The organism is Streptomyces sp. NPDC111520 (assembly GCF_055635295.1).
In genome coordinates this window covers 78,277-100,824 of the sequence record NZ_JBVKBW010000009.1, presented here as the reverse complement: position 1 = coordinate 100,824, position 22,548 = coordinate 78,277, and the positions used below count along the sequence as shown (strand labels likewise).

15 protein-coding genes and 2 pseudogenes are annotated in these 22,548 nt (G+C 68.0%); 6 read left to right on the top strand and 11 right to left on the bottom strand.

What is annotated here, in order from left to right:
* Positions 1-350: 350 nt before the first annotated feature.
* The 4 genes from ACZ7MY_RS22360 to ACZ7MY_RS22345 all read right to left on the bottom strand — a co-directional run bounded on the left by ACZ7MY_RS22360 (position 351) and on the right by ACZ7MY_RS22345 (position 2,695).
* Positions 351-785 carry a hypothetical protein gene (locus ACZ7MY_RS22360; protein WP_499604010.1) on the bottom strand — a complete coding sequence of 145 codons (435 nt, stop codon included), beginning with the start codon at positions 783-785 and terminating at the stop codon, positions 351-353.
* A gap of 260 nt (positions 786-1,045) precedes the next feature.
* Positions 1,046-1,618 carry a hypothetical protein gene (locus ACZ7MY_RS22355; RefSeq protein WP_499604008.1) on the bottom strand — a complete coding sequence of 191 codons (573 nt, stop codon included), beginning with the start codon at positions 1,616-1,618 and terminating at the stop codon, positions 1,046-1,048.
* 64 nt (positions 1,619-1,682) lie between these two features.
* A complete protein-coding gene (locus tag ACZ7MY_RS22350) occupies positions 1,683-2,318 on the bottom strand; it encodes a ribonuclease HI (protein ID WP_499604006.1) in 636 nt (211 codons plus the stop codon).
* Positions 2,319-2,521: 203 nt separating this feature from the next.
* Positions 2,522-2,695, bottom strand: a complete 174-nt coding sequence (locus ACZ7MY_RS22345; RefSeq protein WP_499604005.1) for a hypothetical protein — start codon at positions 2,693-2,695, stop codon at positions 2,522-2,524.
* Between the two features lie 206 nt (positions 2,696-2,901).
* Here ACZ7MY_RS22345 and ACZ7MY_RS22340 point away from each other — a divergent pair, with 206 nt between their 5' ends.
* From ACZ7MY_RS22340 to ACZ7MY_RS22315, 6 genes and pseudogenes are all read left to right on the top strand, one after another.
* A complete protein-coding gene (locus tag ACZ7MY_RS22340; RefSeq protein WP_499604491.1) occupies positions 2,902-3,042 on the top strand; it encodes a hypothetical protein in 141 nt (46 codons plus the stop codon).
* Positions 3,043-3,195: 153 nt separating this feature from the next.
* Positions 3,196-3,408: pseudogene (locus ACZ7MY_RS22335) on the top strand (IS630 family transposase); the annotation flags it as partial.
* A 43-nt stretch (positions 3,409-3,451) separates the two neighbouring features.
* Positions 3,452-4,621, top strand: a complete 1,170-nt coding sequence (locus ACZ7MY_RS22330; RefSeq protein WP_499604004.1) for a DUF262 domain-containing protein — start codon at positions 3,452-3,454, stop codon at positions 4,619-4,621.
* Complete coding sequence (locus ACZ7MY_RS22325; protein ID WP_499604002.1) at positions 4,618-5,739, top strand: AAA family ATPase; 1,122 nt, start codon at positions 4,618-4,620, stop codon at positions 5,737-5,739. The genes ACZ7MY_RS22330 and ACZ7MY_RS22325 overlap by 4 nt, the downstream gene beginning before the upstream one ends.
* Positions 5,720-6,757: a hypothetical protein gene (locus tag ACZ7MY_RS22320; RefSeq protein ID WP_499604000.1), complete on the top strand. Its 1,038-nt coding sequence runs from the start codon at positions 5,720-5,722 to the stop codon at positions 6,755-6,757. The genes ACZ7MY_RS22325 and ACZ7MY_RS22320 overlap by 20 nt, the downstream gene beginning before the upstream one ends.
* Before the next feature lie 232 nt (positions 6,758-6,989).
* Positions 6,990-8,057, top strand: a pseudogene (locus tag ACZ7MY_RS22315) (IS630 family transposase); the annotation flags it as partial.
* Between the two features lie 41 nt (positions 8,058-8,098).
* Here ACZ7MY_RS22315 and ACZ7MY_RS22310 read toward each other — a convergent pair.
* The 7 genes from ACZ7MY_RS22310 to ACZ7MY_RS22280 form a co-directional block, all read right to left on the bottom strand.
* A complete protein-coding gene (locus ACZ7MY_RS22310; protein ID WP_499603998.1) occupies positions 8,099-9,859 on the bottom strand; it encodes an Hsp70 family protein in 1,761 nt (586 codons plus the stop codon).
* On the bottom strand, positions 9,856-10,602 hold the full coding sequence (locus ACZ7MY_RS22305; protein WP_499603996.1) for a hypothetical protein: 747 nt from the start codon (positions 10,600-10,602) through the stop codon (positions 9,856-9,858). Before ACZ7MY_RS22305 ends, ACZ7MY_RS22310 begins: the two co-directional genes overlap by 4 nt.
* 86 nt (positions 10,603-10,688) lie before the next feature.
* Positions 10,689-12,431: a hypothetical protein gene (locus ACZ7MY_RS22300; RefSeq protein ID WP_499603995.1), complete on the bottom strand. Its 1,743-nt coding sequence runs from the start codon at positions 12,429-12,431 to the stop codon at positions 10,689-10,691.
* Positions 12,431-17,896: a DEAD/DEAH box helicase gene (locus tag ACZ7MY_RS22295; protein ID WP_499603994.1), complete on the bottom strand. Its 5,466-nt coding sequence runs from the start codon at positions 17,894-17,896 to the stop codon at positions 12,431-12,433. Before ACZ7MY_RS22295 ends, ACZ7MY_RS22300 begins: the two co-directional genes overlap by 1 nt.
* On the bottom strand, positions 17,893-18,885 hold the full coding sequence (locus tag ACZ7MY_RS22290; RefSeq protein ID WP_499603992.1) for a hypothetical protein: 993 nt from the start codon (positions 18,883-18,885) through the stop codon (positions 17,893-17,895). The genes ACZ7MY_RS22295 and ACZ7MY_RS22290 overlap by 4 nt, the downstream gene beginning before the upstream one ends.
* Positions 18,882-20,912 carry a hypothetical protein gene (locus ACZ7MY_RS22285; protein WP_499603990.1) on the bottom strand — a complete coding sequence of 677 codons (2,031 nt, stop codon included), beginning with the start codon at positions 20,910-20,912 and terminating at the stop codon, positions 18,882-18,884. Before ACZ7MY_RS22285 ends, ACZ7MY_RS22290 begins: the two co-directional genes overlap by 4 nt.
* Before the next feature lie 490 nt (positions 20,913-21,402).
* Positions 21,403-22,446: a DUF3644 domain-containing protein gene (locus tag ACZ7MY_RS22280; protein ID WP_499603988.1), complete on the bottom strand. Its 1,044-nt coding sequence runs from the start codon at positions 22,444-22,446 to the stop codon at positions 21,403-21,405.
* Positions 22,447-22,548: the final 102 nt, after the last annotated feature.

The following is a 22,548-nucleotide window of genomic DNA, read 5'->3' as shown; positions in this document are numbered from 1 at the left end:
CACCCCCGGGTTCGGCGGGGCGTGAGCGAGACCGGCCCGCGCCCGACCCGGGTTCACCGGCGGTCTGCGGGGGAAACACGGTGGGACGTGCCCTTGGCGATGTTTCGCGCAGCAATGCCTCGGTCATCGCCGCGCGTGTCGTGACGGTGGCCAGTCCGTCGAAGCCCACCCCGTCAGTGCAATGGCTCGGCTTCGCCACGGCGGCGTAACCTGTGCCGAGGAGTCGGCACTCCGGGGCGCCCAAGCAAGGGACGCTCTTCCTGACAAGGGAGCCGGCAGCCTCGTCGGGAGGGGCCGCGCACAGCGTTCCTCGTCCGCTGCTTTGGCAGGTTGGCGTCAAGCGCCTCCGGTCAGGGCGCGGGATCGGCCTTCGCGGTGTCGTTGACATTGGTCAGGCAGGCCTTCATGAAGGCCTCGCGGTGGATGGTGCCGCCGTTGGGCTGCTGCGAAATCCGGGTGTACTGCTGCGAGCATGTGCTGTCGTTCGCGGTGTAGGTGACGTTGCCGTCGTCGGCGTACACGCCCCCTGCTATGACGCCAGACGCGTAGGCGCCAAGGAGCGTTGAGCGACCAAAGACAGGCTTGTCCACGGTCTTGGTGACCGTATGGGTGACGACCTTGGGCGGGCGAGACTCGGCCTGATGGGCGCGGTGGTCGGCAGCAGCCGCCTGGCGACGGGCGGCGGCGAGCGCAGAGTGGGTACGGACGTGGTCCACCGTGGCCGCTGTGACGGACAGAGCGGTCAACCCGCAGGCGGCAATGGCGATGACATGGGCTCGGTTCACGGTTGTCCTTCAGGTAGAGATCGGGGCGTGTTGACCTGCTTGAACAGCCAGTCAGCCGGGTGTCGGTCCGCTGCCGGTGATGAACGAGCCGCCGACACGCCACCGTCACTTCCCTAGGCCGAAGGCAGGGATCTCAGACGGTGCTGGAGCCCAAGGCCGACGAGTCCGCGCCGCGCACAGCTGCGAGCGGGGCCTCGGCGTGTCCGGGCAGAACCGACCAAGGCCCCCGTCTCGGGTCGGCGAGGCCTTGGCCCAAGAGATCAGTAGTTGGCGTTGGCCATGACGTCACCATCCTGGCCGTAGACGGTCACGAGCCCGTTCTTGGACTCGTAGCAGGACGTGAACGCAGATGCGATGAGCTTCGCGTCACCCTGGTTGTCGCTCATGAGCCCGCCAGTGAAGTCGGTGTAGACCTCAGCCGAGTCCAGGATGTCGTTCCGCTTGTCCGCGCCGGTCACCTTCGTCACGTGCCGAACGGCCTTCTTCTCCGTGGCCGTACCGGTCTTGGCGACGCAGGCCTTGAACTGCTCGGCCTGGCTCTTCGTCTTCTGCGGGGGCTTCGCCTCGGCCTTGTCGGACTTCGGCGTGCGGCTGGCAGTGACGGCCTTGTCCTTGGAGCTGGTGTCGGTGGAGTCGCCGTTTCCGCCGCCGGCCGCGGCGGCGATGCCGATCAGAACGAAGAGGGCTACGACGCCGAGGCAGCCGAAGCCGACGATCTTCCCAGCCTTCGACTTCTTCGGCGGCTGCGGCTGGAACGGCGGAGTGCCGTAGCCCTGCTGCCGCGGGCCACCCCAACCGTGCTGGGGCTGCTGCGGGTACTGCTGCTGGCTCATGGTCCCTCCAGGGGATGTAGATGCACCATGCGGGTGCGTGTGACTTTTGAGGCCGGGATGTGCGTCAGGCGGTCTGGAAACGCCGGTAGTCGGCGAGGGCTCCGGTGGCCCACATCGGGACCAGGCGCGGGAGCTCGGTGGGCGGGACGGCGCCGCGTACACAGCGCAGGCCGAGCTTGGCGAGGGAGTCGGCTGCCTCGTTGAGGGGGTGTCCGACGTGGGCCTTCTCGTGGACGAACGTCAGGTGCGGCGTGTACTCGGCGAGCAACTGCAGCTTGAGCAGGCTGGGCTTGCGGCCCTGGGAGCGCAGGTGGGTGTCGTAGCCCTCGGGCATCTCCGTCCCGCCCTGCTGCCAGCTGTGCAGGTGCCGCAGCGCCTGCAGGTTGTCCACGCGGACCTCAAGGGGCCGGCCGGGGTGCGTGTGGAGGACCGCCTTGAGGCCCCAGTACACGGCGCGCAGTTCGGTGACGACCACGCGGGAGCGGGGGCGCACGAGGTACTTCGAGTAGAGGTGGGCGCGCAGACCGGTGTGGCCGGTGGTGGCGAGGTAGCCGGAGGCCACCCGGTCGGGGCCGACCGAGGCGTCGGTGGCCAGCACGATCGGCCCGGCGACGGCTTTGACCTTGTCGTTCACGCACACCTGGCGGCGAGTGGAGGTGATGGGGCGGGGTGCGTGGGCGAGGGGAGAACGACGGCCCATGACAGGAGTACCTCCTTGTTTTGGCATCGGAGTAGCGGGAGAGAGGGCGGGGGCGCATGACGCCCGCCAAGGGTCATGCGGGTCATGCGGGTCAGGCGCCGGCAGCGGTCGGCGGGTGGACCTGGCCGTCGACGGTGAGCAACAGCTCCAGGTCGGCGCGCTCGTCGGGTGTGGCGTGACCGGACGCGAGGCGGGCGCGGGCGTCACGGTGGGCGCGGCGCAGGTAGCCGCTCGTAGGGGGTGGTCTCGTAGGACGTGCCGGTGATGTGGCGGGCCTGGACCAGGAGGGCCCGGAAGTTCTCCCCGGCGTCGCGTTTCAGCAACTGCGCCAGGTGGCGGCGGTACACGGTCAGTTCGGGCTCGCCCGTCTCGGTCAAGCAGGTTTCTCCACTCTTGAGGCGTCGTCTGCTGTCCCAGGGCAGGCCGAAGCGGCCATGAACGGCCCTGGGGTGCTTCCGCCGACCGCGGCCGACCGGAACCGTCTACAGATAAGCATCGCAGTGAAAGCACTGTCAAACCTGATTACAAATTTGGGTGGGGGTATAGGGTGATCGCTGTCCCCGATGAGAGGTGAGAACACGTCATGGCCCAGCCGTCAGCCCAGGTGACAGCCGCGGAGATCTCCCGCATCGCAGGGGTCACGCGCGCCACCGTCAGCAACTGGCGCCGCCGGCACGACGACTTCCCAGCACCAGTCGGCGGCACCGAGACCAGCCCGCCCTAGGTGCTTGTGCGGTCGGCTCGGGGCGCGGTGACGACGTTGCCGTCGCTCCGTTTCCCCGAGCCGCCGGGCCGAGCCGGACATGCATGTCTGGTTGCGTCGTTGGAAGTGGTGTAACAGGTTGGACCTGATGCGGGGGTTTGCTTTGGCGTCCGGGTTGGCGCCCACTTCGGACCCTTGCGGCAGTTCACCCTGGCCAACCCCCACCACCGCAACCGCGCAGTCCAGACCCGGGCCCTGCACGCCTAGCTGCGCTGGCGCAACACCAACGCCCGCCACCCCGACGTCCTGGCCGCCTAACGCCGAGAACGCGCCCGCATCCGAAAAGGCATCCGCTGGGGCGGACGCGCAGGAGCAACCGCAACCTGACGACCACGGCGAACCTATGCGGTCACAGCACTAGGATGGCCCCATGGCTATGGACGGCACGCAGACGACCCCGGACGTGGTGGAGGACGTGTTCGACGGACACGCCACGGGCATCGAGGTCGAGGACCCAGGCGAGGACACCACCCGGATTCAGCGGCCGTGGAATCCGGACCAGATCCGGGTGAACACCAGCCAGTTCTCCCTGCGCAACATCCTCGACCAAATCGACGAAGGCTCCATCGAGCTCGCCCCCGACTTCCAGCGGTTGCAGGTCTGGCGGACCGACCAGAAATCCCTGCTGGTCGAGTCGCTGCTGCTGCAGATTCCGTTGCCAGCCTTCTACTTCGCCGAGGACGCGGACGGATCCTTCCGGGTCGTCGACGGCCTTCAACGGTTGTCCACGCTGCACGCATTCGTCCGGGGAGGAGAGAACGGCTTCGCCCTCGGGAAGCTGGAGCACCTGAACGATCTGAAGGACCTGCGTTTCAGTGATCTCCCCGTGCCGTCCCAGCGGCGGATCAACAACACCCAGCTGATCGTCAACGTGATCGACCCGGCGACACCGCGCGGGGTCACGTACGAGATCTTCAAGCGGATCAACACAGGCGGGACCCCGCTCAACGCCCAAGAGATCCGACACTGCATGAGCAGCCCGCGCAGCCGAGACATCCTGCACCGGATGACTCACACGGACGCCTTCGCCAAGGCCACTGGGGGCCGCCTCACCGACCACATCCGGATGAACGACCGGGAGATGGCCCTGCGGTTCGCCGCGTTCTGGCTGAAGGGGATCGAGGCCTACCAAGAGCGTCCCATCATGGAGCAGTTCCTGATGGACGCCACCGAACTGCTGGACGATCCGAAGCAGGTGCCGGACGAGCGGGTGGCGGCGCTGGAGGCCGTCTTCGAGCGGGCGATGACTCACGCGTACCTCGTCTTCGGCGAGCATGCTTTCCGCAAGTGGCCGGAGGGCGACGACTACCGCCGCCCGATCAACCGCGCCATGTTCGAGAGCTGGTCCATGGCTTTGGCCGACCCCGACTGCACGACCGCCAGCCTACGTAAGCGTCGCACGGCCATTGTGAAGGCGGCCCGTGAGCGGATGACCCTCGACGTCTCCTACCTCAACGCCATCACCTCCTCCACCGCCGACCGGTTCCGGGTGGACTACCGCTTCAAGGCCGCCGTGGCGGACGCGGGAGCCGGCCTGTGATCACTTCCCTGGAGATCCGGGGCTTCAAGCGGTTCGAGTCGGAGTCGTTCGGCCTGCGTCCTTTCACCGTCCTGACCGGAGTCAACGGCGGCGGCAAGAGCACCGTTGTCCAGTCGCTGCTGCTGGCGAGGCTGGCAGGCACGTCGGGCGCAGCGGCAGGCGGCACGGTCCGACTGAACGGCCCGCTCGGGCTGGCCCTCGGTGAGGCCCGGGACGTGCTGAACTGGACGACCGCCGCGCGGGAGATCACCGTACGGCTGGGCGGCCCGGACGGTGAGTCATGGGTGTACGGCTTCGGGCTGCCCGACGCTGAGCTGGCGCTGCACCTCGACGTGCGGCGGCTGCCGGTGGCACACGTGCCCGGCATCGGGTCGCACGTTGTTGACCCCGCTTTCACCTACCTGTGCGCCGAACGCCTTGGCCCCCGCGACACGCTGTCAGTGTCCGCCGAAGAACCCGACCGGATCGGAGTCGGGGTGCGAGGCGAGTTCACCGCACAGGTCCTGGCCCTCCGCGAGTCACGCGTGGTGAGTACTCGCAGGGCGGTCCGGGGTGCGTTGCACCACTCAGAGGCCGCCGGACCGCAGCTGAGGATCCAGACCGAGTCGTGGGCCTCGGAGATCATCCGTCCGCTGCGGATCACCGCACGGGTGGCCGTGGGAATCATGGCCACAACGATCCGGTTCGGCGAGACGAGCCTGAGCGGCGAGGAGATCCGCCCCGCCAACACCGGTTTCGGTATCTCCTACGCCTTGCCGGTCATCGTCGCGGGGTTGCTCACCGAGCCGGGCGACCTGCTGATCGTGGAGAACCCCGAGGCGCATCTACACCCGGCGGGACAGTCGCGGCTGGGCCGGTTCCTTGCGCGAGTGGCGGGCAGCGGGGTGCAGGTCGTGGTGGAGACGCACAGCGACCACGTCCTCAACGGAGCCCGGCTCGCCGTCGCGCAGGATCGCTCTCTCCCGGCAGCGGACATGATCACCCACTACTTCGATCACGACCGGGCCGTGCCCATCGAAATCAACGACAAGGGTGAGCTCAGCCACTGGCCCAGCGGTTTCTTCGACCAGATCGAGACCGACCTCGGGAGGCTGGCCCGTGCCCAACGCGGCAGGTGAGAACGGAAAGGGAAACAAGCAGGACTTATCGAGGGTCTCCGTCGCCCTTGATGCCGACGACGATTACCGCGTCGTCGTTGCTGAGGAGTGCTTCGACTGGAGAGAGCTGACGAGCTCCGGCCTGCGGGACGCCCTCGACACGCTCGCGAACATGCTTCAGCCGTTGGCCGATGGCCGTAAAGCCGCGATCATGGAGCCCGCGTACGACATCGAGTGCCGACCTTCAGTCACGCTGATCGACGCCCTGTACTCTCCGGACGGCGGACTGCCCCGTGACCAGCGAGCTCTTCTACAGCAACTGGTGAGCAAATGCCGGCGAGTGGAACCGGACGAGGCGGATCTGCCCCAGCCGGTCCGCGTGGCCGACGGCCCCTGGCAGGAACCGTCCTGGGGCATAGCTCACGCTCTGGCACGGGCAGCGCTGGGCCGCGCTATGTCCTGTCTTCTGGTGCCGTATGCCACACCAGACTGGTCGTCCGGATGGCTCACCGTCACGCGGACGACGGAGACCGGCCAAGACGAGGTGAAGGTGCACGTCCTACGGCTCCCCGACGATATGCCTGTCTTTTGGCGCGGCCTCCTTACCCATGAGAACGTTCCGGCCGAACGCTTCTTCACCTTCACCCAGGATGCCTTCCCCCAGCTGCTCTTCGCCGACTCCCTGCGCCTGCACCGCTTCAAGGGCGCCTACGCCGAAGTCCTGCCCTGGCTGGTGAAGCTGCTGGGCGCGCTCGACGACCACTTCACCCGAACACTGGCCGAATGCGGCGGCGACCAGACACAGGTTGTCCGTAGGTTCGGTGCGCTGGGCCTGGACATCTCGCCCGAGAGCACAAACACGAAGAAGAACGCGAAAGCGTGGGAACAGCGCAACGTCGGCTACGGCGATGGCACCTACCGATGTGAGTGGCACGGCAAGCGGCTCTGGGACCGTGACAGGGTCCACTTCTCATTGCCGATCGCCGCGTACGACGATCGGATCCTCATCGGGATCTTCGTGGGGCATCTGGCAACCTGAACCAACGGGACCGGGGGTGACGGGCCATGCTTTCTCGCGTGTGAAAGACCAGGTGAGACTGTGATGCGTGAGCGAGGCCTGACTGAGCTCACGGGACCACCGTGGCTGCGACTCCCCCGACCGCGCCAGCGTCGCATCCCGTACGCTGACTGAGCGTACGGCTTCGGCTCGTCGGGGTGAACTTCGGTGATGTGCCTGATGGCCCCGGTGCGGTGGCTGCAACCCGGGGTGTGTGAGATGTGCGGATGCGGGCGGACCGACCGCTGCAGGTCGGCAGCGTCGTGAGTCGGTGCGGATGCAGGCGGCTGAGCTGTTCGAGCAGGGCATGAAGCCGCTGGAGGTGGCACGGCGCCTGCGGGTGAGCCGGAAGTCGGCTTATCAGTGGCACCAGTTGTGGCGGTATGACGGTGAAGGGGCTCTGGTCTCTCGTGGCCCGAGCGGTTCGCGGTGCCGTCTGTCTCCGCGGTCTCTGGAGAAGCTGGTACCTGGAGGAGGGTCCGGCCGCGCATGACTCAGTGGAGGACCAGGTGTGGACGGCGGCGAGGTGGCCACGCTGATCGGCCGGAAGTTCCACGTTTCCTACAGCGTCTCGGGTGCGACGCGGCTGATGCACCGGCTCGGCTTCAGCCCGCAGGTCCCCGCTCGGCGGGTCGCCTAGCGCGACAAGCAGGCTGTCACCGTGTGGAAGGAGGCGACATGGGACGAGGTAATAGAGCCCGGGCGGCCTGCGGGGGCTACATCTGCTTCGAGGATGAGGCAGGCTTCACCCGCCGACCGCCCAGGGGACGCACCTGGGGCCGGCCCGGGCACACCCCGGTCGTGACCGTCAGCGGACGTCGCTCGGGACGGCTGTCGGTGGTCGGGCTGATCGCCGTGCGACCCGGCTCCCGCACCAGACTGTGCCACCGCCTGCCCACCCACCCCGCCGGCCGCGGCAAACGCCGCAGCATGAGCGAATGCGACTTCATCGCGCTGATCGACGGCACCCACCACCTCGTCAAGGCACCCATCGTGCTGGTCTGGGACCGCCTGAACATCCACGTCTCCCACGCCATACGCCAGTTGATCGCCGAGTGCGCCTGGCTGAGGTGTTCCTGCTACCTGCCTACTCGCCCGACCTCAACCCCGTCGAGTGGGTCAGGGCGCACGTCAAACGCAGCCTGGCCAACCTCGCCGTCGTCGCCCTCGACCGACTCGAGACCCTCGTCCGCAACCGCCGCAAACGCCTGCAGTACCGGCCCCACACCCTCGACGGCTCATCGCCGGCACCGGCCTGACCCTCGACGATCCAGCATCACCCCGACAAGCCGAAGTCAGTACCTGTCCGAATCCAGAGGCCGGTCAAAGTCCCCCCGTCACCACCTCCTGCGGCTCGCCGTTGACGGTCACGGCAGGATCGGACTCCACCACGCGCACGGACATATCAATCGGTGCGGGGCGGGCATTGGCCGCCTCGGCTGCCGAGAGGTGTTGGACGCTGGAGGAGGCGTCGGCGAACGGGCGGACAGTGTGGGCCAAAAGGCGGGTCAGCGCATCGTCGAGGCCGTGCTGCAGTGGAGTGCCGTCAGGGCCGAATGAGTCGATCTCGCGCTCGACTAGCACCACGCCGGTCTCCACGTGGGTGGCGGTGAAGCGCAGGATGCCGCTCTCGTTGTAGCGAAACCTGATCTCGATCTTATTCCGGCGGATGTCCTGCTCGCGGGTCGGAAGTGCCACCTCAATGTTGGCCAGAGGGAAGGCACGGCCGCTATCGGCCGGGTAGCCGACCTCGCCCTCGATCACCGGCACGCGCACGAAGGAAGCGCCCGGCGTGTCCGGGTAGAAGCTACTCGAACCCTCTGCGGGGAGCGTGGCATTGCGTTGGATGATGACGCGGAAGCCCTTCTGTTCGCCCGCGCTCACGGCCGTTCCCAGGTCGTAGCTGGTCACGAGTGAAAAGTCGCTGTCGTCGCCGAGCTCGCCGTCGAGGGAGGCTCCGTAGATGGCTGCGCCTCGGGCGACAGCAGTCATGGGCCGGCACAGTCCGCTGTCGACGATGCGGTCGTGGCCTAGGAGCTCGCCCAAAGCCTGACGCACCTGGGGGATCTGCGAGGTGCCGCCGATCATCAGAACCGAGTCGATGTCGTCCGCGGTGAGGGCCAGATCTTCCAGTGCCTCTTGAACCGGCACCATGGCGCGCGTAATGAGCGGGGCAATCGCCTCGGTGTACTCAGCCGCGGTGATCCTGACCTCACGCCTCGAGATCGAGGGGGCGAGGCCGACCGGGAGGTCGAAGTAGAGCGCGCCGTCCATCGGCACGGAGGATAGGGCGATCTTCGTCAACTCAACCGACCGGCGCCACCGGCGTCGTTCGGCCTTTGTGAGCTGGTCCGCGGTCAGGCCGATCCTCTCCTGGATCAGCTGGGCCAGCGCGTTGTCGAACTCCAAGCCTCCCAGGGCGGTGATGCCGCGGGAGGTCTGCTCCTCGAAGAGGCCGTCGTCGTATTCGAGGACGGTAACGTCGATGGTGCCGCCGCCCCAATCGAAGACGAGGAAGCGGCCGGGGATCGGTACGTCGTGGGCGTAGGAGATCGCAGCTGCGGTGGGCTCGTTGAGTAGGGCACGGACCTTCACTCCGCCGAGAGCTGCCGCGGCACGAGTGCGGTAGCGAGCGCCGCCCGTGGCATTCGCGGGGACGGTAACAACTGCGTCGGAGAGGTCGAGCAGCTGGGTTGAGACGCCTTCTTTCATCCGGCTGAACAGGGAGGCGGCCGCGACTGTGCTGTGGAACTTCTCCGAGCCGACCCAGACGTGGTGTTCCTCGAGCTGAGCTGCGACCTCGAGGCCGTCGATGCCGCCGTCCTTCTCAGCACCGGAGCGTGTGCCGAGCATGCGCTTCACGGCGTCGAGCGGCTCGCTGGTACCGGTCTTCGCCTCCCAGCCGAAGCACAGGGTGCGCTGGAGGTCCCGGACGGACAGCACGGAGGGGAAGAGCTGCTCGAACTCCGACATCTGCCACTGGGCGGGCACGTTGTCGCCGTCGACCGGCAGCACTTCGGTGCTGTGCCCGTTCCAATGAGCCACCACGGAGTTGCTGGTGCCGAAGTCGATACCGAAAGTCATCGCGGTTCCCTCCAAGTCATTCCGATTCGCCAGCCGACTGCAGCGCGCAGCGTCTGCCTGTAGGTCAGCGCCGGAGCCGTGCCTTCTGTGCTTGACGAGGCACCGGGATTCTCGGCTTGCTTCGTACCCGGATCGCTGATTCCCGCTGCAGGAACCGGTTGCTCGCCCGTGACCGCCCTCAGCCAGCCGCGTTCGACCAGCTTCCCTGACTCCTTGTCGACATAGGCCGGCACCAGGAGCTCGAAAGTCACCGGGGCCCGCTGCACCGTGCCGGACTGATCTTCCAGGACATTGAACAGAGACAGATCACTCGTGTCGCCGACGATCTGCAGACCTGCCTTCGCCACCTCGTGATCTATGCGGGTCAGCACTGCCTTCATGGTTTTCGCGTCCAACGCCTGTCGGTGCAGGACGGCCATCTGGGCCAGGTGCATCTGACGCGTGCGGATGCTCTCCAGCACACCCTTGCGCACTGCTTCGGTGAACTGGGGAAGCACTCGGCGCATCAGCTCGGCCCGGAAGGCGGTGACGAGCTCGGCCTCGGTCTTCTTGTCGGCCAGAGCTGCCTCCAGTCTCTCCGCCGCCTCCTCCAACTCCTTCTCCACCACCGGCAGGAGCGTCTCGTTGACCGACTTCAGGATCGCGGCGGCGTCCAGGGTCCCCGGGGTGAGCTCGGGCAGGTGACTTTCGGTAAACCGCCAGGGAGCAGCCTCCGCCGCCCTGAGCTCCCCACGATTCCGCACGCTTCCACTGTTCGGCCCGCGTCCCCGGTGCGGCCGGGGTTCGTCACGGGGGCCAGAACCACTGTCGCCTCTACCGGCTCCGTTGCTCACGATGCGCTGCTCTCTGGGTCTTCAAGGGCTGCGGGGTCTTCAGCAGCCGGGGAAAGGTGTTCTGTCGCCCTGGCGATTATTTCTCGGGCCGCCTCGGTACGAGACCACTCGCGGTCGCTGTCCGTGGGCGGCTCAGTGAGTCTCTGCAGAGGCTCGGGCAAGAGTTCCAGCCGGTGGCTCGTACCGGTGGGGTCCTTCCAGCGGTGCGGGGCGATCGGGACAGCGAACCAGGGTACTTCCTGCTGCTCCCGCTCGGCCTTCTCGATCATGTCCTTGGCGCGGTTGATCCGGACGCGGCCGCCGTCATCGAGATCCTTCCTCAGGGCTCGCCAGACCTTCTTCCAGTCGTCCGCCCTGTCGGGAACGCCGAGTACCAGATAGGGGTTGAGCGGCTGATCGCGTTCTCCGAGGGTCCGGTCCTCCAGGAAGCCCCAATTCTTCCGCAGCGTGGCCACGGCACCTCCGCCGAGCTGCTCCCGCACCGGAGGACGGCCTTCGGCGTCCTGCTCCAGGAGTTTGAGGGACTCCGTCATCTCCTGGCCAGCGCGCAGGTAGGCTTGGATGTTCTGGGCCTCCCATCGCACCGGCTGCGAGTGGTGCCGGAGCCTTGCGGCCACGGTCATCGCCGCCTTCCGCCGCTGCTCCACCGTCTCGTCGTCCCCGACGAGGAGGGCACGGTGCATCTGCCGCACAGCCCTGATCAGGGTCCGGACGCCGATCCAGCCGTTGAATTTCCTGTTGCTCGCGCTGAGTACTCGAGGGTGGATCCGCTCAAGGAGAACCCACAGCCGCTCGTCGGCGACGAGGTCGTCCAGGACCTCTCCGGTTCGCCGCACCTCGCGTAGGGCGTCGAGGAGCTTCTGCGTCGGGGGCAGGAGGTCGGTCCACTCCTCGGCGATGACCTTGGCGTCATTGGCCTGCAGTCTCACCAGCAGCCGCCAGTCCTGCGGCCAGTCACGGCCGGGTTCCGTTTCCGGGCCGGCTTCCCGGCGCTCCCGTTCCAGGGGCCAGGCCAACAGGTCCATCTCCTCGTCAGTGAGGGACGCCGGGTCCAGGCGCGCGCGGAAGTAGGCGGCACGGGAGGTGCCGTCCCGCTCGGGAACCGCGCCGATCCATTCCTCGTCGATGTAGTCGTCGAGAAGCGGCCGGGGAAGCTTCGCCAGGAGCGCCCTCTGCCGAGGGGCCGGCAGATTGGTCTCCATCAGGCGACGGTCGTCCTGGTAGATCTGCCACATGCTGCCCGGCTCCCCCAGGAGCGGCAGAGGCTTGTCCTCCAGCAGGGCGTGGGCGCGGTCGTTGAGCCGTCCGTTGAAGACGTCCAGCCCGTGATCCTGTGCCATGACGAGCAGGGAGACGCCATTGACCGGGTCGTCGTGCCGGGACGCTGCATCGGCCGCGGCCAGCGCCAGCATCTGCGCGGAGAGCGTTCCGGTCTCCGCCTCTAGCGCGTCGGGCAGCATGAGTTCGGCGAAGGAGCGGGCGCGCTCCCAGGCTTGCCGGTCGGCGAATCCTTCGGGAATCGGCTGCGGCATGGCCGGTTCCGGCTCAGGCTGCTTCTGCTGCGGAACGACCGGGGCAGGGCTGTCGGCGGCGTCCGCGGCCTGCAACGCTTCCCCAGCGGTCCGGCCCTGGGTGCGGGCCTGGCGGAGGGCGAGGCGGCGGGCGATCTCGCGCTGCCGCAACTCCTCCATGCGGGCCTGCTCGTCCTGGCCCGCCCCCAGTGGGTTTCCTGCCGTCATCAGAGCTCCTCCGCGAAGATGTGCACCTGCTCGATCAGCGCGGCAGGAGTCCGGTCCAGGCTGTAGGAGTCGGCGAAGGCGATCCTGATGGCGAGACCACTGGTGCGGACTTCGTTACGCAAGGCTCGGAGCCGCTCGTTCCCGCACTCCTCGCTGGCGGACTCCAGCGGATGTTTGACGGCGACCGCGACGGGCTCGCCGGTGAAGTCCGATGTGAAGAGCGCCACCGGTCCGGCAGCGGTCTCCTTCAGGCTGACGTTGGGCTCCTCGTCCGCCCAACCCTTCAGCAGGACGGCGTGTTCGTCCGGGTCGATCTGCAGTTTCCGGCCGCGCAGGGCGTCGGTCAGGTCGCGGGCGAGCCGCCAGTCGTACAGCGGGTGGAGGCGCATGTTGGAGTAGTCGCGCAGGCAGGCGTAGCAAGAGCTGCGGCAGTTCTGCGCGTGATGGTCGGTCTCGAGGTCGTGCAGGTACCGGTCGACCGCCTTGAGGAACTCTTCGATGTGTTCCTCCGAACCGAGGTGGGTGCTGAAGCCCGCGCCGTTGTCGAGGCTGTCCGCCAGGTAGGCCATGACGGGAGCAGCCACCGGGGCGTCCGAGCCGTGGATGCCGCTGAGGAGTTCCTCTGGCTGCACGTCCAGGTGCGGGGCGGCGGCACGGCGCAGCAGGGCCGCCAGCGAGTACCAGGCGGCGCGCCGGCCGTGGTAGGCCTCGGGGAAACCGTCGATCTGCTGGGACTTCGAGATGTCGAAGCGGAGGCCCCGGCTCGCGTCGAAGGCGCCCTTGGCGCCGATGAAGAGCATGTCGGTGTGCTGGGTGGCGCCGAGGGCGATCTCCAGGTCGGCTTCCGCCTTGGGGCTGTCCAGAGCAACGTATCCACGCCAGGGGCCGCCATTTTTGACGAACCGGAAGAGCTTTCCGGCGTTGGTGTTGACGATGTAGCGGTCGCCGCTGCCGGTGTGGACGACCATCCAGTCGTCGGCGGCACGGTGGATGCGTGGGGCGGTCTTCTCCAGGTCGGTGGCGGTCCGTGCGCTGGTGGCGTTGGAGCCGAGCTCCCGGTAGCCGTCGTAGTCCCGTGCTTCGTGGGCAGCCCGGAAGCCTGCGGGCTCCCGGAAGGGAACGGCCTTGTAGTACTTGCTCTCCGCACCGCAGGCAGGGCAGGTGCCGGCGCTATCGGTTTCCAGGTCGACAGCGGCCTGCGGGTCCACGTGGGAGCAGATCCGGCACATGGCGACCAGTTGTTCCGGTCCGAACGGGTCCTCAGCGGCCTGCACTCCGCGACCACTCGGGACAAGGGAGACCACTCCCCGGGAGCGGAGCAGACGGCCGTCCTGCGGGGTTTCGCTGCCCGGAGCGAACTTGCTGAGTGCGACCGCCAAATCGCGGTTGACGGAGTCGGCCGGCGGCCAGGGGAAGGTCTTCTGGGGGATGCTCCGGTAGAGGAGGCGGGAGCGGGTCGGGAAGCCGAACATGGGCAGGAGACCCGCCTCTGCCAGACGCTGGCTGAGGTCGGAGTGGCCGACCGTCCGGGCTGCCACCTCGTCGACTTGGCCGAGGAGTTCGTCGGTGGCGGCCACCGGATCGATGGCGGCGATGCTCTCCGGTGTCCCGGCCCGGAGGGCGGCGGCAGCGGCTCTGATGCGGTCCGGGTGCTCGGCGATAAAGCGGCGGACGGCACCGCGATGCGTCGGCCAGTCGGCGGCGAGACCGAACTGTCCGTGGACGTTGGTCGTCATGTCCGGCCCCTTCCGTCGCTCCTCCGGCTGCAGGGGTTCGAATGCCTGGCGCAGGACCTCTCCCAGCAGGACCCGCCGGAAGACGGAGACCATGCCGAGGACCAGGTAGGGCGGCGGAGTCGGGTCGTTGGTGATGGCTTCCGGGCGGGCGAAGTAGTGCTCGTCGTGGCTGCGGCCGCGGCAGACCGTGAGGGCCACGGCGACCGGGCTGTTGCGTCGGCCTGCGCGCCCCACCCGCTGCTGGTAGTTGAAGCGGGTGGGCGGCATGTTGGCCATGATCACGGTGTTGAGGGGGCCGATGTCGACACCGGCCTCCATGGTCGTGGTCACGGAGAGCAGTTCCAGGCCGTCCGCCTGCGGGACGTCGTTGTCGCCGAGGAAGACGTCCTGGAAGAGGCTCTGCCGACGCTGGGCCTCCAACCGGTCCGTCTGGCCGGTCAGCTCTGCGGTGCGCAGGGGGAAGTCACCGGTGCGGTGGGCGGCCTTCCACGCGTAGTAGTCGTCTTCAAGGACTCCGCTGTACTGCTGGGGCACGGCTGGCAGCGGGGTCAGGCATTTGGTGCACACCCCCGCGCCCGGGTGAAGGTGTGGCCGGTGGCAGGACCGGCACGTCCAGGTCTTGTTCTCGCCGGGGCGGAGCGCCACCTTCTCCGGCTTGATGACGTAGTCGACCACGGCGTCCTTCCAGACGCCGAGCACCCGGTCCTCAACCGTCTGCAATTCGGTGCCCTGGCGTTCGGCGACCTGCTTCCAGAAACGCTTCAGAGGCGCAGGCGGCCTCTGCAGAGAGGCACGTATCCGGGTGAAGCGCCGCATCAAGCCGAGAATCCGCAGACTGGCACGGGCCACGGCCTGATCACTGTCCGGACCGATCTCCACAGGCGAGCGGTCGTCGCGCAGGCAGAGCCAGCCGAGTCCGAGCGATTCGAAGTCACGGCCACCGCCGGAGAAGAGGCTTCCGATGGTCTCGAGGCGGAGGCGGGAGCGGATGCGATTGAGCAGTTCCTCCTGTGCCTGGGTCTCCGCCACCGCCTCCTGGTCCCGCTCCCAGTTGTAGAGCGCGGTCCAGGGCTGTCCGGCCGAGGTCTGCTGGAGCGAGGCCGCGGGACCGGCGGGGTTGGTACCGTACTTCAGCAGCATGCCTTCGAGGTCGGAGGCGAGGTCGTCCAGCGAGGGCAGTTCGGAGAACTTCCGCTCCAGGTCGGGCAGGAGTTCCGGTTCGGCGTCGAGGTCGTCGGCAAGGATCGCCTTCAGGCGCCCCCAGTCCGCCGGGTTGCGGTCCCGCAACCGTTCCATGGCGGCACGGGCACCGTTACGGTCGACGGCTTGCCCGGCGTAGTGGCCCTTCACCAACTGAAGGTCTCCGAACGGATCCCCCTGGTTCTCGACGGCCTGGGCGCTGAGCAGGCGGAGGAGGTCTTGGTGGTGGCGGAGGGCAAGGCCGCTGGCGAGCTCGGAGGCGTCGTCACGGCTGTCGGAGAAGGCGATCGCCTTGCGCCGGCCGTCGGGAAGATGGCCGAGGGCTTCGGTCACCAGCACCTGGTTGATCTTGTAGAAGCCGGTGCGCATCCGACGGACCGGCGCGTTGCGTAGCCGGTCAGGAGATTCCAGTGGGATGAAACGGCCGTCCCTGTCGTACTTGATCTCCCAGTCGTCGCCGCAGGCGGGGCAGCGGGTGGGGAATGCCTGCAGCCGGGCCGGGTCGTAGGCCGGCTTCTTGCCCTCCATGTCCAGGGGCACGGAGATGTGGAACGACCATCCGGTGTGCTGGACGTCCCGATTCTCCAGGCGGCCGGTGGCAGGCTGATAGGCGCTGCGGCGGAACTCGAACTCCACCTGTGGCCCGCCGTCGGACAGGCCCGCGTGCCAGCCGGGTTCGTCAAGGCCGAGGCCTTTGGTGCGGGGCCAGTACACGACGTAGTTCGCCGCGGTGGGTGCGCCGCTGGCCTCGTCGGGGAGCAGGTCCAGGTCCGGGAAGTCGGTGTGGAGAGCACCGGTGAACTTACGCCGCTGAGTGTCCTTGGGGCTGGCGTACCCGCCGAGCATGAGGTCGCCGCAGGCCTGGCAGGAGAGAAGCTCCAGTACGCGGGCTCCGCAGGCGCAGCGCGAGGTGGGCTCGGCGAAGAGCCGGCCGACCCGCCGGTCGGGGCCGTGCTCTACGGGGATGTCGGGGCACTGCGGGTCGGAGCAGGCCCAGATGCCCTCGATGTTCCGGAAGAAGAAGTGGGCACGGAGCTGGGGAAGTTCGGGGTGCTGGGCGGAGCCGAGTATGCGCAGAACGCCGTGCAGAGCGTCCTGGCGCTGTTCCTCGGGAACGTCCGGGAAGAGGTTCTTTGCCAATTCGGGGGCGGGTAGAGCACGAGGTTTGCCGCCGGGAGTGAGGGCGCGCTGGAGCGCCGGGCCGAGGCCGGTCTCCCGGGCCAGGGCGACGGCTTGGTCCTGGGCGATGGGGGCCTTCACGGCTTGCACGAGGCGTTCGGTGTGTGCGGCCAGGTCGCCCTCGCCGCGGATCTCCTTCGCCTTTCCAGGAATGATCACGCGCCGGGAGCCGGGCAGGGCAAAGAACCCGTCGAGGAACTCGTCGTCCCGGCCGGCCTCCAGGGAGGCGGAGGCAGCGAGCACACGCAGCTTCTCCGGGTTCTTGTCGAGGCCGAGGCGGTGGCGGAGGTTGCGCAGCAGGTAGGCCACCTCGGTGCCGGCCGTGCCGCGGTACATGTGGAGCTCGTCGAGGATCAGGGTGACGCGGGCGTCCGGGGTCTCCTCCAGCCATTTCCTCGTGGCGCGGAAGATGTGCTCCTCCTGCTTGCGGAGCAGCATGATGTTCAGCATCGAGTAGTTGGTGACCATGATGTCTGGCGGCGCCGCTTGCATGTCCCAGCGGGCGTGCATCTCCGCTCCGCCGAGGCGCGGGATGAAGGGCTGCAGCTCCTCGGTGAGCTTCTCATCGGCCTTGCGCTGCCGCTCCTGGACTTCCCGCAGGTACTGCCGGAGACGGGAGTTCGCAGGCTCGGAATCGCGGCTGCCGGAGACGGGGGTGGCTCCGGTGTAGCGGCCGAAGTAGAAGCGGTGTCCGTTGCGCTTCCGGTCCAGCCATGCGTGGGCCTCGCGGCTGTCCAGCGACTTCCGGAGCCGGACCAGCTGGTCGTCGGCGAGTGCGTTGGTGGGGTAGAGAATGAGCACGCGCATAGCGGCAGGGTGCCCGTGCTCGCTCTGTCGGCTGGGCACGTAGTCGCCGTCTTCCTGCCACCATTCCCGTTGCACCGCGCGGGTCCCTTGCCAGTGGGCGGACTCGGCGACCAGGTCGGCGAGGACCGGCAGCAGGAAGGACTCCGTCTTGCCGGAGCCGGTGCCTGCGGTGACCACGAAGTCCTTGCCCTCGCAGGCTGCGACCAGCGCGTCGTGCTGATGCTGGTAGAGGCTGGTCACGCCGCCAGGGAGCGTGAAGCGGGCGAACTCGGCCGCGTCAGGATGCGCCCCTGCTTCGGCGAAGGACTCCGCGATGCTGACGCCCTGGGAGGCATACTGCGGGCGCAGCTCGATCAGCGGGTCGCGCCAGGCCCCGTTGTCCCGGTCCAGCAGGTTGCGCCGTTCCTCCATGACGGAACGATCATCGACGCTGAACGGGGTGTCGTAATAGCGGAAGAGCGCGCTGCGCAGGTCGTCGAAAGTGCCCATGGCGTCCTGGACGTCGGTGTTCGTAACCGCCGCTGTCTGCTGTTCGACGCTCACTTGATCCTCCTGCCGGTGGCAGCCACCGGTCGCGGCATGGTCTCCAGGTTCTGCTGCAGCGAGGCCGCGATCGCTTCGGCGAGCGCCCTCGGCACGTTGTCATACGCGCGGGTCTGCGCCTGCTTGCCCATCGAGGGCGGGAAGCCGCTGCACAGGGCGGCCGCACGCTCGTGCAGGGCGGGCAGGGGCGCGTACCGATCGACGAAGAGTCGGCCGATGCCGGCGCGGCCCTTGCCGGATTCCGGCCGCCAGCGCATCGCGCCGGTGCGGTTGCGGGCGAGCTCCAGGTAGATGCCCGTCTCGCGTTCCACTGCATGGAAGACGCCGTTGCGGCGGACCCGGGTCAGGCGTGCGTAGTCTGCTCCGCGCCACCGGTACAGGCCGTCCTCGTCGTCCCTTGCCACGGGGACGAACCGCTGGAGGCGCAGTTCGTACTTCTCCAGCGTGTTGGCGGTGCTCCCACCGGGCGGTGCGGACTCGGGGCCCGGCACCGCCTGCGGAAGCAACGCCATCAACTGCAGGGCGGCGCAGGGAACGTAGCGAGCCCCGAGGAGCATTGCGGCTTCCTGCAGGGTCCGCGGGTCCTCGTACTGGCACAGGAGGGTGTCGGGCAGCGGGGCCTCACCGGCCTCCGGCCGGTGAGGGACGGTGATCAGTTCCATCCACTCCTGTGCCGCCTCCTCGACGCGCGTGCTGATCTGCGCGGTGCGCGCACCGGTCAGCAAGGCGAGGCCGTCGGCGTGGGGCAGCCGGGTCAGTACCGGCGGGGCCACCGACCAGCGGTCGGCGCGCAGGTCCACGTCGATGAAGCCGAGGGCGGCGGCCTTGCGCATCCAGTCCCAGTCGGCGTACTCCTTCAGCTCCAGGCCCCATGCGTGAGCCTGGCTGCGGACCCCGTCGCGCAGTGCGGACGCCTTTCCGCTGCGGCTCTCGCTCAGCCAGCGCAGGAGGATCCCACCGACCTCGTTGCTGCTCATCGGTCCCGTCATCGGTCGAGCTCCTTCGCTGCCTGCACGTACGCGGCCCACGAGAGTTCTACGGAGGCCTGCTGGGCGTTGATGACGGCGCGGGCCCAGGCCCGCGGGTTGCCGGCGCTCTTCGGCCTCGGGGTTCCGGGGTTCACCGGGCGGCCCTTCCAGCGTCCGCTCCGGCGCTCCAAGAGCCAGCCGCCGATGCCGTGGAAGTCGGCCTCGAAGCGTAGCGGGGCGGGGGTGTCGGGGAGACGTTCCGTCCACCAGTCCGGTTGCTCCGGGGCCTCCAACGTCCACAGCCGTCCGTCGGCCGCCGCGAACAGCACCTCGTCCGCGTCTCGACGGCACAGCTCCAAGACGGCTGCCGCGTCCTGGGTAGTGGCGCTCGTACAGTCGGCGCCGGTGACGCCGGTCGGCAGGGTCTGCTCGACGAGGAGGGAGGGTGACTCCGAGGCCTTGCCGTCCATGACGGCGAAGCCGCAGACCTTGGTCATCTTCGGTTCGACGACGGCCTGGTCCGCGGTGGCGAAGTCGATCTCCACGCCTGCGTAGCTCGCTGTGTGGCGGCCCGGCTCCAGCCGGAGCACGGCCAGGGGGACGGGGCGGCCCGCGGCGATCGCCTTCCTGAGCTCGGGTCGCTCCTTTCCGTCGATCAGAAGCGTGCCCGTGCCCTCCGTGGCGTCCGGGAGGACCACCTGGGGCTCGCCTCTCCGCAGGTACAACTGGGGATCGAGTGAAGGCGCGAGCTTCAGTCCGCCCTCGAGACGGAGCTTGAACTGGGCCGGGGGCTGCAGGAGGCCGACCGCGCCCTGGACCTCCTGGAGCGCCCGGCGCAGGGTGACCGCGTCGTCGAAGGTGACGGGCTTGTGCAGGGTCCAGCCCTGGGGCACCCAGGCCAGCTTGCTGGTGTCGGCGCTCCGGCCCGTGGTCGCGGCCTTGTCCAGCAGTCGCTGCACGTCCCGCTGCGCGGTCGGGGCGGCGAGCACCACGTGTGCCTCTCCCGGGCGGAAGCCGTCGGTGCCGGCCCAGACGCCGAGCACGTCGTCCCGTGCGAGCACCAGGACGGAGCAGGAGGGGCGGCTGAGCACCAGGTTGTCCCCGTCGCGGCGGATTCCCCTGGCGAGGGTGTCCGCGCTCGGGGCGGGCAGGCCCGTCACTTCGTAGTAGGCGGTGTCGCCAAGCTGCTCAAGGCCGACGCCGCCCTTGAGCTCGATGCGCTTCTTCTGCTCCGCGGACCGCAGGCGCGCCACCCAGCTGAGACGGCCCGCGTCCAGTCGCACCAGGAGTTCGGCTCGGGTGACACCGGTAGGCACCAGCTCGTCCGAACCGTCCCAGGCAGCGGCGTAGTTGGCGATCAGCTTGGCGAGGAGGGGGCGGAACTCCTCCTCGTGCAGAGCGTTGCGGAAGCCCTTGGAGAAGTGCCGCTCCATGCCCCGGATCTCGATCTGGGCCAGCAGCGTCTCCCCCGGCAGCGGCCATGTGGTGCCGTGCTCCCGCAACGACCGGAAGAACTTCGGCATGAAGGACCGGTCCGCGCCGCTGAGGAGCGCCTGGGACTGGGCGAACCCAATCATGCTGCGGTTGGAGGGCAGGTCGGCGGGAGCGGGAATGGTGCAGAGGCCCCGCGCGCCCTTCTGACTGTGCTGCCAGGAGGCCAGCACCTGCCACATGCGGGATAGGGGCTCGTAGTGGTGGCTGCCCAATTGCTTCTCGTCGCCGGTCAGCAGTTCAGAGAAGCGGGCGTGGTAGGCGGTGGCCCGGTGGTTCCGGTCGTTCACCATCCGGGACGCGGCCATCACCGAGCAGGCAAGAAGCGGCAGGAAGGCGGGCACGCCATCCTTGTCCTGCTGCCGCTTGCGCCAGCGGTAGTCCTCCAGCGCGCTGTACGGTTCCGCGGTCCCCAGCCGCAGGAACTTGCCCACGCACTGGGCGAGGGGCTCCGCTATGCCGTATCCGTGCCTGAGCTCCTGTTCCACGTCGTCGTCGACGTAGAACAGCGTCGGGTGGCCGGCGTGCTGCCGTCCGAAGAACTCTTCGGCAAGCACTTCCTGCCACACCTGATAGGAATGATCCACTCTGTCCCCAAAAGAGAGGTTCCGATGCCCCACTTGTGAAGTCCCCCGGGCATGGAACGGTCTTACGCATCACCCGAACCCGCCACAGACAACGAGCCGCTGCCGAAAGCCCCTGGCGCGCCGCCGCCTTCGGCGTGGCAGCCCTCGACCATCATCGCCCCGCCCAACTTAACGCCGCGCGACAAACGAAGGCGTATCCACTCATCCCCCACCACTTTTCACAACCGGCCCATCGCAGTGCCTGCACAGCAGGCCGGAAGCCAGACATCAACTGCAAATCCCCTGCAACCAAAGGCTACCTGTGAAGGTTCTGTGTGCGAACCGGTGGGATTACCAACTGCTCTGCTGTCGGGGCGGTGAGGTCGGGAAGACAAGGCGAACCACTCTGACGCTTGTCGCCCGCTCCTGTGACTGCTGTCCCACCCCTTCCCCCTTCGATCCTCTCGGGAGGCGACGCTTTCTACGCCGCCTCCTTCGACACGGCGGCCCCCGCCTTCCTGCGCGGCTCCCTACCGAAGAAGGCTCGGTACTTCTCCACCGTCCCGATCTCCTTGACGATCTTCTTTGCCCATGCCTGGGTGTAGACGTATTCGTTGAAGGCTTCGTTGTATGTGCAGTACCTGGCATCGGTGGCATACGGGTCGCCGGAACCCTTGACCGGACGCACCTTCAGCCGCTTCCACATCTCCACGTGCTCGGTGTACACGCTGAACCGGAACGGCAACTGCTCCTCGACCCGGGCAGCGACCTGCGCCGGGCGCATCCTGTTCAGGTCCGCCACTTCGACATGACGGTCCCTGGTGATGACGGAACCATCCCGCCCAGCCTCCACCATGGTGCGTCGCTCGTCCTCGCTCAGGTCATCGAGCTTGACGAAGTTGACCGCCAAGTCGGCGTCCGTCTTGGAGCCGGTGATCGGCACCAGCCGTACGCGGAAGTCGTACCTGGGGTCGTCGAGGACAGACGGATCGATGCCCGCCTCGTACCTGGCCACCAGGTCACGGGTCTTCCTGGGCAGCTCCCTGGCGGCCTTCCGCATCTCCTCGTATCCGTCAGCGGTCAGCGCCTGGACGGAGAGCGGAAAGCGAAGCCGGTCGGCGAGGCCATAGCCGGCGCCGAAATGACCTGCCATCTCCTGCTCGTAGTTGATCACGTAGGCGTGCGCCCTGCCGCCCGTGGCGATCCTCAGGTTGTGCTCGTAGCGGTGTTCCACCTTGTTGCGCAGGGCGACGAAGAGCTCCGCGTTGAGGCGCACTATGTCGCTGCTGTTGGGAAACCGCTCCTTCAAGCACTTCTCGAGGTCCCAGGCCTTGGGTTCGCCGTCGATCATCCGGTGGCGGCCGGTCTTGGCGTCCCGGTAGTGGTAGTCGATCTTGGCCTTGTGGAACTCCGCGTGGAGCAGGTAGTGCCAGGCCTTGTGCATGTGGGTGAGGAAGTCGCTGTAGTCGCCGCTGGAACTGTTCCATTCGTCGAGCGCCTTGAGGGCGTGACGCTGGGACTCCATGAGGATGTGGTGCCACCGGGGATGGGCCATGAAGAGCGTCGCTCGCTTTCGTCCGGGGGTGGGGAGATCGGTTCGCAGGGTGGTTCGCTGTCCGCAGACGAC